The sequence below is a fragment of the Saccharothrix deserti genome, from assembly GCF_009769385.1.
GTDB classification, from domain to species: domain Bacteria; phylum Actinomycetota; class Actinomycetes; order Mycobacteriales; family Pseudonocardiaceae; genus Actinosynnema; species Actinosynnema deserti.
The window spans coordinates 90,599-104,845 of sequence record NZ_ML775962.1 but is presented as its reverse complement, the minus strand read 5'-3'; the positions used below and the strand labels follow the sequence as shown (position 1 = coordinate 104,845).

The 14,247-nt window shown below is 70.7% G+C and carries 15 protein-coding genes; 5 read left to right on the top strand and 10 right to left on the bottom strand.

Annotation, left to right across the window (positions count from 1 at the left end; genetic code table 11):
* Positions 1-77: 77 nt before the first annotated feature.
* Entirely contained in the window at positions 78-1,853 is a 1,776-nt protein-coding gene (locus tag FM051_RS07470; protein ID WP_238412209.1) for a PQQ-dependent sugar dehydrogenase, read from the bottom strand.
* Between the two features lie 103 nt (positions 1,854-1,956).
* Positions 1,957-2,499: a Scr1 family TA system antitoxin-like transcriptional regulator gene (locus FM051_RS07465; protein ID WP_158842076.1), complete on the bottom strand. Its 543-nt coding sequence runs from the start codon at positions 2,497-2,499 to the stop codon at positions 1,957-1,959.
* Positions 2,500-2,625: 126 nt separating this feature from the next.
* Between FM051_RS07465 and FM051_RS07460 the strand changes: the two genes are divergently transcribed.
* Entirely contained in the window at positions 2,626-3,219 is a 594-nt protein-coding gene (locus tag FM051_RS07460) for a TetR/AcrR family transcriptional regulator (protein WP_158842074.1), read from the top strand.
* A gap of 100 nt (positions 3,220-3,319) precedes the next feature.
* Entirely contained in the window at positions 3,320-3,784 is a 465-nt protein-coding gene (locus tag FM051_RS07455; RefSeq protein WP_158842072.1) for an acyl-CoA thioesterase, read from the top strand.
* On the opposite strand, the gene FM051_RS07450 is transcribed toward FM051_RS07455, so the two are convergent.
* Positions 3,756-4,838, bottom strand: coding sequence for a TetR/AcrR family transcriptional regulator (locus FM051_RS07450; protein ID WP_158842070.1), 1,083 nt, complete (start codon positions 4,836-4,838; stop codon positions 3,756-3,758). The genes FM051_RS07455 and FM051_RS07450 overlap by 29 nt on opposite strands.
* 103 nt (positions 4,839-4,941) lie before the next feature.
* Between FM051_RS07450 and FM051_RS07445 the strand changes: the two genes are divergently transcribed.
* Positions 4,942-6,114 (top strand): cytochrome P450 family protein, encoded by a 1,173-nt coding sequence (locus FM051_RS07445; RefSeq protein ID WP_420803574.1) that lies wholly within the window; start codon positions 4,942-4,944, stop codon positions 6,112-6,114.
* 21 nt (positions 6,115-6,135) lie between these two features.
* Here the strand turns inward: FM051_RS07445 and FM051_RS07440 are convergent, their stop codons facing one another.
* On the bottom strand, positions 6,136-6,618 hold the full coding sequence (locus FM051_RS07440) for a nucleoside/nucleotide kinase family protein (RefSeq protein WP_158842066.1): 483 nt from the start codon (positions 6,616-6,618) through the stop codon (positions 6,136-6,138).
* A complete protein-coding gene (locus FM051_RS07435) occupies positions 6,615-7,097 on the bottom strand; it encodes a hypothetical protein (protein ID WP_158842064.1) in 483 nt (160 codons plus the stop codon). Before FM051_RS07435 ends, FM051_RS07440 begins: the two co-directional genes overlap by 4 nt.
* A 100-nt stretch (positions 7,098-7,197) precedes the next feature.
* Here FM051_RS07435 and FM051_RS07430 point away from each other — a divergent pair, with 100 nt between their 5' ends.
* The gene (locus FM051_RS07430; protein ID WP_158842062.1) at positions 7,198-8,496 is read left to right on the top strand and encodes a cytochrome P450; all 1,299 of its coding nucleotides are present in this window, start codon (positions 7,198-7,200) and stop codon (positions 8,494-8,496) included.
* 148 nt (positions 8,497-8,644) lie between these two features.
* Here the strand turns inward: FM051_RS07430 and FM051_RS07425 are convergent, their stop codons facing one another.
* Positions 8,645-9,622 (bottom strand): peptide MFS transporter, encoded by a 978-nt coding sequence (locus tag FM051_RS07425; protein ID WP_158842377.1) that lies wholly within the window; start codon positions 9,620-9,622, stop codon positions 8,645-8,647.
* Between the two features lie 195 nt (positions 9,623-9,817).
* Here FM051_RS07425 and FM051_RS07420 point away from each other — a divergent pair, with 195 nt between their 5' ends.
* Positions 9,818-10,351, top strand: coding sequence for a TIGR03086 family metal-binding protein (locus FM051_RS07420; protein ID WP_202918727.1), 534 nt, complete (start codon positions 9,818-9,820; stop codon positions 10,349-10,351).
* Positions 10,352-10,684: 333 nt separating this feature from the next.
* On the opposite strand, the gene FM051_RS07415 is transcribed toward FM051_RS07420, so the two are convergent.
* The 4 genes from FM051_RS07415 to FM051_RS07400 form a co-directional block, all read right to left on the bottom strand.
* Positions 10,685-11,200, bottom strand: coding sequence for a DUF4262 domain-containing protein (locus FM051_RS07415; RefSeq protein ID WP_158842058.1), 516 nt, complete (start codon positions 11,198-11,200; stop codon positions 10,685-10,687).
* A gap of 123 nt (positions 11,201-11,323) precedes the next feature.
* Positions 11,324-12,073 (bottom strand): YebC/PmpR family DNA-binding transcriptional regulator, encoded by a 750-nt coding sequence (locus FM051_RS07410; protein WP_158842056.1) that lies wholly within the window; start codon positions 12,071-12,073, stop codon positions 11,324-11,326.
* An 18-nt stretch (positions 12,074-12,091) separates the two neighbouring features.
* Positions 12,092-12,697: a pyridoxal 5'-phosphate synthase glutaminase subunit PdxT gene (gene pdxT / locus FM051_RS07405; protein ID WP_158842054.1), complete on the bottom strand. Its 606-nt coding sequence runs from the start codon at positions 12,695-12,697 to the stop codon at positions 12,092-12,094.
* A gap of 128 nt (positions 12,698-12,825) precedes the next feature.
* Positions 12,826-14,244: an amino acid permease gene (locus FM051_RS07400; protein WP_158842052.1), complete on the bottom strand. Its 1,419-nt coding sequence runs from the start codon at positions 14,242-14,244 to the stop codon at positions 12,826-12,828.
* Positions 14,245-14,247 lie beyond the last annotated feature (3 nt).

The window sequence follows — 14,247 nt, the reverse complement described above, 5'->3', positions numbered from 1 at the left end:
CACCGCCGAAGACGTCTTCACGCGGTGGTGCGCGCTCGCCGACCGGAGCCTGCCCGGACGATCCCCGCCCGGACGATCTACGGCTGCGGGTACGCGATGTCCACGTGCAACACGCGGTCGTTGCCGGTCGTGCCGTCCTTGTCCGTCGAGGTCGTCAGCCAGATGTCACCGTCGTGGTCCACCTCGACCGTGCGCAGCCGCCCGTACGAGCCCTGGAAGTAGACCTGCTGCTCGACCAGGTTCGACGAGTCGTTGATGCGCATCCGGTAGATCCGCTGCCCGACCGTGGTCGCCACGAACACGTGGTCGTTGATGATCGTCAACCCGCTCGGCGACGCGGACGACGTCGACCACGTCCTCTTCGGCGCCACGGTGCCGCCGCACGACCCGGACGTCCCCTCGCACGCGGGCCAGCCGTGGTTGCCGCCGCGCTGGATCAGGTTGACCTCGTCCTGCGAGCTGTTGCCGAACTCCGACGCCCACAGCCTGCCCTTGGAGTCGAAGTCCAGGCCCTGCACGTTGCGGTGCCCGTAGCTCCAGATCGCCTTGCCCGGGAACGGGTTGTCCGACGGGATCGACCCGTCCGGGTTGATGCGCAGGATCTTGCCCGCGTTGTTGTTCATGTTCTGCGCGTTGCTGCTGTTCTGCGCGTCACCGGTGGAGACGAACAGGTACCGGCCGTCCGGGCTGAACCGCAGCCGCCCGCCGTTGTGGTACCGGTTCTTGGGGATGCCACCGAGGATCGTGGTCCAGCCGGACAGGCCGTCACCGGACAGCTTCGCCCGCACGACCTGGTTGCCGCCGGAGGCCGTGTGGTAGACGAACACGTACCCGTCGGTGGCGAACGTGGGCGACACCTCGATGCCCAGCACGCCGCCCTCGCCGTTGGTGTTCTGCGCGCCCGGCACCTTGCCGACGTTGGTCCGCCGGCCGCTCGGCGTGAGCCGGTAGACGTTGAACGCCTCGCGCTCGGTGACCAGCGCCGAGCCGTCGGGCAGGAACGCCACGCCCCACGGCACGTCGGTGCCGCTGCGCAACGTGGTCACCGCGCCGGGGTTCGGCACGCCGGGCGGTGCGCTGCCGCCGGGGGTGGCGGTGATCTCGTTGCTGGACGGCGAGAGGTTGCCCGCCGCGTCCCGCGCCCGCACGGTGAACCGGTACGCGGTGCCCGCGGTCAGGCCGCTGACCGTGGTGGACGTGCCGTCCGCGGTGCCCGCCTGCGCGCCGTCGCGGTGGACGACGTACCCGGTGACGCCGACGTTGTCGGTGGACGCGTCCCACGCCAGCGAGACACTGGTCGCCGACTTGCCGGTGGAACGCAGGTTGCGCGGCGGGGTTGGCGCCTCGGTGTCGGCCGGGCCGCTGGGGTTCACCGAGATGCGGTCGGCGTTCGGGCCGCCGTTCTCGGTGGTGGCGGTGGCGCGGATGCGGTTCGCGCCCGCCTTCAACGTCACGGTCGTGGTGACGTCGCGCCAGGTGCTCCACGCGCCCGTGCCGGGGAACGAGACGGTGCCGGCCGTGGCGCCGTCCACCGTCACGGCGAGCGGGCGGTCGATCGTGGTTCCGTTGGCGTAGCGGAAGACCAGCGCGTGCGGGCCGGCCTGCGCCGCGGTGACGGCGTACTCGACGTAGCCACCCGTCGCGTTGTCGTAGTTGACGAATCCGGAGCCGGTGTACCCGGCGTGGTTGGAGTCGACAACGCCGCCCGAGATCGTCGCGGACTCGGACTGGAGGTCCGCGAGCCCGTGCGCGGTGCCGGGGATGGCGAGCAGGGACAGGGCCGCCGCGACGGTCACCGCGCCGACCGCGAGCCGCCGTCGTGGGGTGCTCGGTGTCGCTGGATCGGGTTCCACAGGGTGCCTCCTACGCAGTCGTGAGCAGGCGGCGGTATTAAAAAGGAAAGTTTACATACTTTCTCGTGGATCCCGAGCGGCTGTCAAGGTCGCCCCTTCCGGCCTACCGGTTGCGGTAGTGCCCCGCCCAGCGGCGGAACTCCGCCCGCGAGGACGGCACGTCGAGCGCGATCCGGTCCAGCACGTCCGCCTGTCGCCGCCCGGCGGGCAGGGCGAACGACGACCGCAGCACACCGACGTGGCCCGCCGAGAACGGCACGAGCCGGACCGGCGCGTCAGCCCGGTCCGCGAGGACCTCCAGTTGATCGGCCATGACCGCTTCGTCGCCGACGCGCGCGTGCAGCGCGGCCTCGTGCACGAAGAACCGCGCGGCGGGCGGCAGCAGGTCGACAGCGGCGCCGTCGTCACCGAGCGCCAGGGCGTAGGCGGGCGTGCGCAACGGCTCCGGGACGCACAGCGTCTCGAAGATCACGATCTCACACCCGTTCGGGCTGTCGGCGTTCTCACCGGGGCGACGGCCGACGAGCCTGATCAGATCGATCAAGTCCGGGCCTCGCCGACTGCGGTCCACCGTGGACGGTCCACTCGACCAGCCCAATTCCGGCACCAGCCTGAGCGGCGGCCGGATGTCCTCACCTGCGGTCACGGTGCGCCACCGTAGTGATGTCGACCAGGCGTTTCGAGCCGAAGCCGGAAAGTCCACCCCAAAGAGGACACAGGAAGCCGTACGTACTGATTGGATTTCCCCAGGCGGCCCTGGCAACATCGACCGGTGCCCAGGGTGAGCCAGGACCACCTCGATGCCCGCCGCCGCCAGATCCTTGACGGTGCGCGTGCGTGTTTCGCGCGTTTCGGCTACGAAGGCGCGACCGTGCGGCGCCTGGAAGAGGCTACCGGCCTGTCCAGGGGCGCGATCTTCCACCACTTCCGGGACAAGGAGTCGCTGTTCCTCGCCCTCGCCGAGGACGACGCGCTGCGCATGGCGGAGGTGGTCGCCGAGCAGGGACTGGTGCAGGTCATGCGCGACCTGCTGTCCGCGCCCGGCGAGCACGACGTCGAGCACCCGGCGGACTGGCTCGGCACCCGGCTGGAGGTGTCGCGCAGGCTGCGCACCGACCCGGAGTTCCGGGCGCGGTGGGCGGAGCGGTCGCGGCAGCTCACCGACGCGACCCGGCAGCGGTTGGAGCGCCAGCGCGAAGCCGGGAACCTGCGTGACGACGTGGACGTGGACGTGCTGACGTCGTTCCTGGAGCTGGTGCTGGAGGGCCTGGTGTCGCACTTGGCCATGGGTCTGCCCGCGGACGACCTCGAACCCGTGCTCGACCTGGTCGAGGAGAGCGTGCGCAGGCACCGCCGGTCGGGATGATCTTGCTGGTCGCGGGCCGGGAGCCGGTGAGGGCTGTCACTCGGAGCAGTCACCTCTAGGCCGAAGCGCGCCGTCCGGCTGACCCCATAGGATCGCCGACATGGCTGACCCGCGACCTGCCCACGTGCACCGGGTGCGGGTGCGCCCGGCCGACTGCGACCGCCAGGGGATCGTGCACGCCTCGCGCTACCCGGTCTTCTTCGAGGCCGCGATGGTGGAGACGCTGCGGTCCCTGCTGGGCTCCTACAAGGAGCTGGAGAAGCACGGCATCGACTTCGTGATGGCCGAGACGTCCATCCGGTACCTGAGCCCGGCCCGGTTCGACGACCTGCTGCGGATCTCGGTGCGGGTGCGGACGCTCGGCACCACGACGTTGACCATGGGGTTCGACGCGGACGTGGACGGCACGCCGGTCGCCACCGGGTGGAACCGCTACACCTCGTTCGGCACGCCGGAGCTGCGCAGCACCCCGATCCCGGCCGATTTCCGCAAAGTCCTCGAACGCCGTCCGGTCAGCACCAGGTCCGCGCCCGCGCCTAGGTCCGCACCCTCGCCCCGCCGCTGACCGCGTGACCCGCGCCTGAGCCCTCGGCCCGCGCCACGATCCGGCCGCCCTCGACGCGGATCGCGGTCTCGGTCTCGTCGCTCACGGCCGGCACGCCCGCCGCCCCCGCCAACGCGCCCGTCTCGTCGCACACCACCCGGACCCGGGGCCACGCCTCGGTCGGGAACGCCTGCCGCAGGTTGACGCACAACTGCGCCAACACCAGCCGCGCCAACGGCGCCAGCTCCTGAGGCGTGCCGGTGACCATCGCGAGGGTGACCCGCGCACCGGTCCGCACCGCCTCCTCCACCGCGGCCAGGCGGTTGAGGCCCAGCACGACGACCAGGCCGTCCTCGTTCGGCGTGACCGGCTCACCGCGCACGAGGTCGACCACGGTCGGCGGCGTCCACGGGGTGTCGTCCCGCCGCACGGCGGCACCGGGTGGCGGCGGCCACCAGTCGCTCAGCTCCAGGCCCGCGAGCTGTTCGCACGCGCTGACCACGTCGAACGGCTCCAGGAAACCGGGCGCGGCGGTGGCCAGCTGGCTCGCGCCGTGCAGGGTGGTGAGCACGATCTCGGCCTTGCGGACCATCCGGCTGGGCGCCATCCCGCTGGGCGCCATCCCGTCGGGCGGCGCGCCGAACGGCGACGCGACCGGTTCGACGGCTTCCATCGCGAGGCTGAGCAGCAACGCGTCCAGCTTCAGCAACTGCGTGAACGGCCGCCGCGTCACCTCCTCCGCGACCACCTCGGGCATGAAGTCCCGCGCCAACCGGTCGTGGCCGAGCGAGGTGACCCACGCGCGGGCCAGCGCGCCGAGGGCGGTGCGGAGGTCCGCGCCGCGTTGCGGGTTCGAGGGTGCGGACGCGCGCTCCGCCAGATCGGCCAGCACCGCGAAGTAGAGGGCGCGCTTGCCGGGGAAGTTCGAGTACACCGCACCCCGGGTCAGTTCGGCGCGCTGGGCGATCGTGTCGATCTTGGCGTCCCGGAAGCCGCGCTCCGTGAATTCCGCGCGGGCCGCGTCCAGCACCCGCGCCCGGTTGCGCTCCTGCGCCTCCGCCCTGCTCAGCCGCACCGTCACGCTCCCCGTTTGCCAGGCGTCGTCGGATCAAGATACCGTCACCATTCAGATGACGAGAACATCTGATCTGAACATTCGACTCTTTCGGAGGCATCCGTTGACCGTCCCGGAGATCGACCCGGCCAAGCCCGAGGTGCTGCTGGACCCCTTCGCCGCCTACGGCGAGGCCCGCGAGAAGTGCCCGGTGGCGCGGATGCCCGTGCCCGGCATGGGAGACCTGTGGGTCCTCACCCGGCACGAGGACGCCAAGGCGATGCTGAGCGACCCGCGTTTCGAGCTGAGCGCGAACAGCTTCATGCGCCTGCCCGGCATCCCGGACGACTGCCTGCCGTACCTGCGCACGATGTCCGAGATGAACGGTCCCGAGCACCTCCGGCTGCGCAGGCTGGCCGCGCCCGCGTTCACCGCACGTCGGGCGGAGGGCTTCCGGCCGCGCATCGAGGCGATCGTGACCGCGCTGCTCGACGCCCTGCCGGACGGCGGGACGGTGGACCTGATGACGCACTTCGCCCGCCCGCTGCCGATGGACGTGATCTGCGAGTTGGTGGGCATCCCCGCCGACGACCGGCAGCGGTGGCGTGAGTACGGCGCGGCCGTGGTGGGCGGCTACGGGCTGGCGTTCCTCGAGGCGATCCCGGGGATCATCGAGGGCGCGAAGGCCGCCGTGGCGCGGCGTCGGACGTCACCGGCGGACGACCTGATCTCCCAGCTGCTGCGCGTGCAGGACGAGGACGGCGACCGGTTCACCGACGCCGAGTTGGTCACCTTGGTCTGGCAGCTGGTGCTGGCCGGGCAGACGCCGGCCAACCTCATCGTGAACGGACTGGAGGCACTGCTCACCCACCCCGACCAGCTCGCCGCGCTGCGGGCGGACCCGGCCCTGATGCCGCGCGCGGTGGAGGAGTTGACCCGGTGGGTGGGCCCGCAGTTGCTGACCGTGCCCCGGTTCACGCAGGAGGAGGTGACCTTCGGGGACGTGGTGATCGGCAAGGGAGAGCCGGTGATGGCGGCCATCGTGTCGGCCAACCGCGACCCGCGCGCGTACACCTCGCCGGACGAACTGGACGTCACCCGGACGCCCGGCGTCGGGCACCTCGGCTACTCGCACGGCGCGCACTTCTGCCTCGGCGCGGCGTTCGCCAAGGTGCAGACGGAAGTGGCGCTGTCGGCCGTGCTGCACCGGTTCCCGGACCTCTCGTTGGCCGAGACGCCGGAGCGGACGCCGGACGGCGGCACCTGGCGGTTGGCGTCGCTGGTGGTCAGCCGCTGAGAGAGGACGGGCACCCACTGGTCAGGCGTTGAAGACCCGGCGCACGATCTCGTCCGCGATCTCCTCGACCGCACGGCCGTCGGTGTCGATCACGAGGTCCGCTCCGGGCTCGGGCGCGGGGACGGCCAGTCGGCGCAGGTCCTCTTCCGACCGGCCGCGGAGCTCGTCGCCGGGCAGGGTCGGGCCCTCTCCCCTGCCGCGCATGAGCAGGCGGGTCACGAGTTCGTCGTGGCCCGCGCGCAGCAGGCACACTTCGGCTTCCGGCAGGACGTCCGCGTACTCGCCCGAGACGATCAGGTGCCGCGCGCCCTCCTCGCGATGCGTGCGCCAGACCGTCTCGACCCGGCGTGCCTTGGCCGCCGCGTCGAGCGGTGGCGTGGCGAAGGTGATCTGGGCGAAGTCGATGTAACCGGCCTTGGTGGTCGTGACGAGTCGGCTGAACACCGCCCAGCCCACCGCCGACTTGCCGACCGCGCGGGGTCCGGTGATCCAGAGGACGGTCACGCGGCCCACCTCGCCCGGATCTCCGCCGCGATCTCGATGGGCGTGCGACAGTCGGTGTCCACGGTGAAGTCGGCGAAGTCGGTGCGGTCCAACGCGTCGGCTTCGTCGAGGACCAGGTCGACCTGGTCGGTGAGCCAACCCCGGCCGAGGAACCGCGCCCGCAGCACGTCGCGGCTCGCCCGCAACCGGCACAGGGTGACGTCCGCTCCGGGCAGCCGGTCGGTGTACCGGCGGGCGTCGTCGGTGGTGTTGAGGAAGCCGGAGACGACAAGCGCGGCGCCCTTGAACTCCGGCCACAACGCGCCGAGGGCGGCGGACTTGACCCGGTGGGTCTCCGGGTCGTCGGCGGGCGCCGGGTAGCAGAGGCCGAGTTGGTCGGTGTCGACGTAGGCCGCGCGGTCGAGGGTGCGGTAGACCCGCCAGCCGACCGTGGACTTGCCGACCCCCGACGGGCCGAGCAGCCAGAGGACGGTGGTCACGGGCCCGGAGGCTAGTGCGGCCGGATTCGGTGTGGCGATCCGTTTTCGAGCTCGAACGGCCGACCTTGAACCTTTCTCGCGTTCACGTCACCGTGGTGACATGCCGTCCACGGTCAAGAACGCGACGATGCTGTTCCTGGGACGCACCATCGTCCGGGCGCAGGCCCTCCTCGGTGATCCCGCCGCCCGGTTGTTCGGGATGAGCCCGGCCCGCGACCCGTACCCCGTGTACGAATCGGTGCGGCGGCAGGGCGTGTTGGTGAAGAGCAGGATGGGGCTGTACCTGACCACGTCGCACGAGCTGTGCTCGGCGCTGCTGCGCGACCCCGGTTTCGGCACGCTGCCGGCCGGCGCGCTGTCCCCGGTGGACTCGTCCGCCCAGATCGACGGGCGGCGGCTGGTGAACCCGGTCGAGGAGTCGTTCCTGGTGCGCAACCCGCCCGACCACACCCGGCTGCGGCGGCTGGTCGCGCCGTGGTTCACGCCGCGCGGGCTGCGGGCGCAGGTGGCGACCGTGGAGCGGGTGGTCGAGGAGTACCTGGACGAGGTGGCGCAGCGGCGGACGTTCGACCTGGTCGGCGACTTCGCGGCGCGGGTGCCGATCCAGGTGGTCGCGGACCTGCTGGGCGTGCCGGGCGCGGACCACGCGTCGTTCGCCCGGTGGGGCAGCGCGTTGGTCAACGCGCTCGACGGCGTGCGGGACATGGGCGAGATGCGCGCGCTGCACACGGGGTTGCGGGAGTTCGAGGAGTTCCTGGACGACCTCATCGCGCACCGGCGGCGGCATCCCGGCGGTGACGACATCGTGTCCGCGTTGGTGGCGCACGACGACCTCACCCGGGAAGACCTGATCGCCACCACGGAACTGCTGCTGGTGGCCGGGTTCGAGACCACGGTCAACCTGATCGGCAACTCGGTCTTGGCCGTGCTGGGCGATCCCGACGTCCGGACGCGCCTGCTCGCCGACCCCGGTCACGCGGAGGCCGTCGTGGAGGAGACACTCCGCCACGACCCGCCGGTGCAGTACACGGTGCGGGTGCCGTTCAAGTCGACCGAGATCGCGGACACGTGGATCCCGAAGGGCACGCCGATCATGCTGATGCTGGCGGGGGCCAACCGCGATCCGGCGGTGTTCACCGATCCCCACCGGTTCGACCCGGGGCGCGCGGACGTCCGCGAGCACCTGGCGTTCTCGTCGGGCATCCACTACTGCCTGGGCGCGGGCCTGGCCCGGATGGAGGGCGCGGCGGCCCTGCGCGGCCTGTTCCGCCGCTTCCCGGACCTGAGAGCGGCGGGCCGAGTGCGCCGCCGCCCGTCACGGGTGATCCGGGGCGCGGCGAGGCTCCCGGTCACGACGGGCGTGACAAAACGACACCCGATCGTGGAAACCACCGGCTGAGACACAGGAATGTGGTGCATGCTTGTAGCGCGCGTCGACCCGCCGCACCGCCGCCGCGGCGGGTCGTTGCGCTTTATCCGCACCAGTATCCGCATCAATGCGGAAAACACGTCCCGGGAATCCCCGCATTCACCGCCGCGGCGAGACCTCAGTCCACGCCCTGCATCAGCCGGTGGATGGTTTTCGTCGACGCGACCAGGGCGACGCCCAGGCCGATCGCCACCGCGCCCAGCACGCCGAAGTACGCCACGGCGTTCTCGTCGCTGTAGAACCGGACCACGATCGCGCCGACACCCGAACCGGCCGCCGTCGCCAGGAACCACAGGCCCATGGTCTGCGAGGCGAACGCGCGCGGTGCGAGTTTGGTGGTCACGGACAGACCCACGGGCGACAGGAGCAGTTCGCCGCACGTCATGACCAGGTACATCACGACCAGCCACAGGAAGCTCACCCGCACCGCCGGGTCACCCTGGCCGGCGACCATCATCAGCAGGAACGCCAAGCCGACGAACAGCAGCGCGTAGCCGAACTTGCGCGGCGTCGCGGGCTGGCGCTTGGCCAGCTTCACCCAGAGCAGCGCGAACAGCGGCGCGACCGCGATGATCATCACCGGGTTGATCGACTGGATGAACGACGGCGGGAACTCCAGGCCCAGGAACGTGTTGTCGACCCGCGTGTCCGCGAACGCCGCGATCACCGTCGCGCTCTGCTCGAACAGCAGCCAGAACATCGCCGCCGCGACGAACAGCGGGATGTAGGCGATCACCCGCGACCGCTCCACCGGAGTCGTGCGCGGACTGCGGATCATCACCGCGAAGTAGCCGGCCGGCAGCAGCACCGACAGCAGGCTGATCAGGTTGATCACGCCCTCGGCACCCAGCACGCCGAGCACGACCAGCAACGCCACCACGGCCACCGCACCCACCGCGACGGCCACGATCCGCCCCAGCACCCGGCCGCGTTCCTCGGCGGGCAGCGGGTACGGCGGCACGGAGGCCGAATCACCGAGACCGCGTCGGCCCAACCGGTAGACGAGCAGGCCCAACGCCATGCCGACCGCCGCCGCGCCGAAGCCCAGGTGCCAGTCGTACGTGGCCGAAAAAGCCCCGCTGCGGGGCGGACACAGCGCTTGTGGCGCTCACAGGAGTCCTCCTTGTCAACGTTGTCACCGTCGGCGCACCGGGTCACGTTACGCCGTACGGGTGTACTGGATAAAACTCGCGGCCCCGCCAAGTGGCCCAGCGCACAGCCTCGGGGTGCGCTCCGCTCCAACGTTTGGTGCACTCGTGGGGTGGATCTGATCGAGGCTCACGGACGCGCGATGACGGAGTTCGACTCGCGGGTGCGCCAGGTGCGCCCCGAGCAGTGGGACTGGGACACACCATGCAAGGAGTGGTCGGTCCACGACCTGGTCAACCACCTGGTCTACGAGCAGCTGTGGGCGCCGGAGCTGCTGGCCGGCTGCACGATCGAGCAGGTGGGCGACCGGTTCGAGGGCGACCAGCTCGGCGACGACCCGCTGCACTCGTGGGTGCTGGCGGCGGCCGCGGCGCGCGAGGCGTGGATCGCACCGAAGGCCCTCCTGAAACCGGTGCACCTGAGCTACGGCAAGGCGACGGCGGTCGAGTACGGCTGGCAGATGACGTCGGACCTGGCCGTGCACGCCTGGGACCTGGCCCGCGCCATCGGGGTGGACGAGCGGATCGACCCGGACCTGGCCCAGGCGGTGTACGACTACATCGCGCCGAACGTCGAGGCGTGGGGTGCGAGCGGGTTGTTCGACCCGCCGGTGCCGGTGCCCGACGACGCGGACACCCAGACCAAGCTGATCGCCCTGCTCGGCCGCACACCGTGAGCGACGCCGCAAGCCACACCGTAACCGATGCCGGCGAAGACACCGGCGAAGACCTCGCCCGGTACGCCGCGGGTGTTCACCGCGGGGGAAGCCCATCGGAGGCTCCCCCCGCGGCCCATTCCTTGGCACGGGCGGGGCCCCCGTGACCAAGCCTCGTCGCGCGCGTCCCGTCCCACGCAGCTCCCCGACTACGCGGGACGGGACGCACCTCCCCCTCACACCGTGCGGAGTCCCCGACGTCTCGACGCACACCACAGTGATATCCCGGCGCACGTTGTCAGCGGTCGATGACCGGACACCTGACAACGTTTCCCGGACAACCGGGGGCGTCCGTCACGGACCGGTGACGCCCGGCTCCCAGCTCTCCGGCCGACCGGTCTCGGTCAGCAGCAGCTGCCAGTCGCCGAAGCCCACCGGCGCGTCGTGGTGCCACGGGAACCGACCGTCCGCGGTCGGCAGGATGATCTGGACGGCGGCGAAGTCGCCCTTGCCGTAGAGCAGGAACGCGCTGCCGAAGAACTCCGGGTAGAAGCCCTTGAAGACGCGCTCGAACGTGACCGGCACGCCGGCGAGGAAGTCGTAGTACAGCTTGCCCGGCACGAACCGCTCACCATGCCGGGCACGGTCGACGTAGGCGCGGATGAGCACTTGGGCGTGCTCGGGCGGCAGACCGATCACCACCGCCTCGGCCACGCCGAACCGGCGCCAGGCGCCCACGGAGAACGCGTACCCGGGGCCTTCTTCGTCCTCGGGCACGGTGACCACGGCGTGGCCGTGCTGCTCGGCCTGCGACAGCAGCCAGTTGCGCAGGTTCAGGTCCTCGGGGGTGGGTGCGGCGGGATTCGACACCCCGCCATTGTGCCCGTCTCTGCCGTCAACGCCGCATGAGTGCGGCCACGGGGACGGCTCCGGACGGACGACAGCCCCGCATCGGCACGACCGACACGGGGCTGCGGAACCACCGGAGCGAGGTCAGCCGACCTCCGCCATCACCTCATCGGTGACATCGAAGTTGGCGTACACGTTCTGCACGTCGTCGCAGTCCTCGAGCGCGTCGATCAGCTTGAAGATCTTCCGCGCGCCCTCGGCCTCCAGCTGCACGGACACCGAAGGCAGGAAGTTCGCCTCCGCCGACTCGTAGTCGTACCCGGCGTCCTGGAGGGCCTTCCGGACCGCGACCAGGTCACCGGCCTCGGACACGACCTCGTAGCTCTCGCCCAGGTCGTTGACCTCCTCGGCGCCCGCGTCCAGCACCGCCATCAGCACGTCGTCCTCGGACAGGTCGCCCTTCGGCACGATCACCACGCCCTTGCGGGTGAACATGTAGGCCACCGAACCCGGGTCGGCCATCGAGCCGCCGTTGCGGGTCATCGCGGTGCGGACCTCGGACGCGGCCCGGTTGCGGTTGTCGGTGAGGCACTCGACCAGCACCGCCACGCCGTTGGGGCCGTAGCCCTCGTACATGATGGTCTGCCAGTCGGCGCCGCCCGCCTCCTCGCCACCGCCGCGCTTGCGGGCGCGCTCGATGTTGTCCAGCGGCACGGAGTTCTTCCGCGCCTTCTGGATGGCGTCGTACAGGGTCGGGTTGCCGTCGGGGTCGCTACCGCCGGTTCGGGCCGCCACCTCGATGTTCTTGATCAACCGCGCGAAGAGCTTGCCGCGCTTGGCGTCGATTGCGGCCTTCTTGTGCTTGGTGGTCGCCCACTTTGAGTGGCCGCTCATTTCTCCTCCGTCGAATACTCAGCCCGCGGCACGGACCATGTCCACGAAAAGGCGGTGCACTCGCCCGTCGCCGGTCAGTTCCGGGTGGAACGAGGTGGCGAGCACGTGCCCCTGCCTAACCGCGACGATCCTACCGGCGGCCTCTCCCGCGTCCTCGGATTCGGGCACCCGGGCGAGTACTTCCACATCCGAACCCGCCGATTCGACCCACGGGGCGCGGATGAACACCGCGTGCACCTGTCCCACGTCGGTGAAGTCGAGTTCGGCCTCGAAGGAATCCACCTGCCTGCCGAACGCGTTGCGCCGCACCACGATGTCGAGCCCGCCGAGTTGGTGCTGGTCGGGCCGCCCGTCCAGAACGCGGTCGGCGAGCAGGATCATCCCCGCGCACGAACCGTAGGTGGGCATGCCTTCCTTGATGCGCGCGCGCATCGGCTCCAGCAGGTCGAACGTGGCCAGCAGCCGGCTGATCGTCGTCGACTCGCCGCCCGGCAGCACCACGCCGTCGACCTCGGCCAACTCCTCGGGCCGGCGGATCGGACGGGCCAGGACGTCGGCTTCGGCCAACGCGACCAGGTGCTCACGGACGTCGCCCTGCAGGGCGAGTACTCCGACGACGGACACGGCTGGGTTTCCTCTGTCTGGTCCGTCGGCTCCGCCGACGGTCTCGTTGAACTCCCACCAGCCTAGGTGACCGGGCCGGACGGCTGCTCGTGGCACCCGCCCGACCCGGTCCGCCTTCCCGCGGCGCGCTAGTCGCGCGTCGCGACCCGCTCGGCGGCCTGGTGGGCTGCCGAACGACGGGCTTGGACGGCTCGCCAGCCGACGAACAGCACGACGGCGAGCACGGGGATGGACCAGAAGGCGATCCGCTCGGCGGGTCCGGCGAACGCCATCAGCACGATGACGAGCGCGAGGAACGCGAGGGTCGCCCAACCGGTGTAGGGGGCGCCGGGCATCCGGTACGCGGGCCGCTCGACCTCGCCGCGCAGCGCGGCCTGGCGCAGCCGCAGCTGGCAGAAGATCAGCGTCGCCCACGTCGCGACCACGCCGAGCGAGGCGACGGCGATCGCGATGTCGAACGCCTCCTTCGGCACGACGTAGTTGAGCACCACGCCGAACAGGTAGGCGACCGAGGTGAACAGGATCCCGCCGAAGGGGACGTGCCTGCGGTTCATCTTCCCGGTGAACGCGGGCGCCTCGCCCTGCTGCGCGAGCGAGCGCAGGATGCGGCCGGTGGAGTACAGGCCCGAGTTGCACGACGACAGCGCGGCGGTGAGCACGACCGCGTTCATCACGTCGCCGACACCGGCGATGCCGAGCGCGGAGAACACCGTGACGAACGGGCTTTCCGCGCCGCTGTAGAGCGTCCACGGCAGGAGCATCGCGAGCAGCAGCACCGAGCCGACGTAGAAGACGCCGATCCGGTAGACGACGCCGTTGATGGCCTTCGGCAGCACCTGGCGCGGATTGGCGGTCTCCCCCGCCGCGATGCCGACCAGTTCGATGGCCGAATACGCGAAGATGACCGCCTGCAAGGTCATCAACGCGATGCCGATGCCCGCCGGGAACATGCCGCCGTGCTGGAACAGGTTGTGCACGCCCGCTTCGGTGCCGCCGACGTTCGCGCCGCCGATCACCAGCGCGATACCGGTGAACAGGAACACGATGATGGCGGTGACCTTGATGACGCTGAACCAGAACTCCAGTTCGCCGAACAGCTTCACCGAGAGCAGGTTGACCACGACGAGGAATGCGAGCGCGACGAGCGCGGAGACCCACTGCGGCAGGTCCGGCAGCCATCGGTGCACGTAGATGGCGACCGCGGTGATCTCGGCGATGCCGGTCATCGCCCAGTTCACCCAGTACATCCAGCCGGAGGTGAAGCCGGCCCACGGTCCGATGAACTCGCGGGCGTATTCGACGAAACTGCCCGCGGTGGGCCGGTGCAGCACCAATTCACCGAGTGCGCGCATCACGAAGAACGCGGCCACGCCGCACAGGGCGTAGGAGAAGACCAGCGACGGACCGGCCTGGGCGAGTCTGCCACCGGCCCCGAGGAACAGACCGACGCCGATGGCGCCACCGATGGCGATCATCTGCACCTGGCGCTTTGACAGCGCTTTGGTGTAGCCGTCGGCGTCCGGCTCCCCAACCGTCTGCTCATTCATGGT

Bases quoted from the DNA above. Each gene is read 5' to 3' on its own strand.
- FM051_RS07410 (WP_158842056.1), bottom strand. From the start codon at position 12,073: ATGAGCGGCCACTCAAAGTGGGCGACCACCAAGCACAAGAAGGCCGCA.
- FM051_RS07420 (WP_202918727.1), top strand. From the start codon at position 9,818: ATGACGGAGTTCGACTCGCGGGTGCGCCAGGTGCGCCCCGAGCAGTGG.
- FM051_RS07430 (WP_158842062.1), top strand. From the start codon at position 7,198: ATGCCGTCCACGGTCAAGAACGCGACGATGCTGTTCCTGGGACGCACC.
- FM051_RS07400 (WP_158842052.1), bottom strand. From the start codon at position 14,244: ATGAATGAGCAGACGGTTGGGGAGCCGGACGCCGACGGCTACACCAAA.
- FM051_RS07455 (WP_158842072.1), top strand. From the start codon at position 3,320: ATGGCTGACCCGCGACCTGCCCACGTGCACCGGGTGCGGGTGCGCCCG.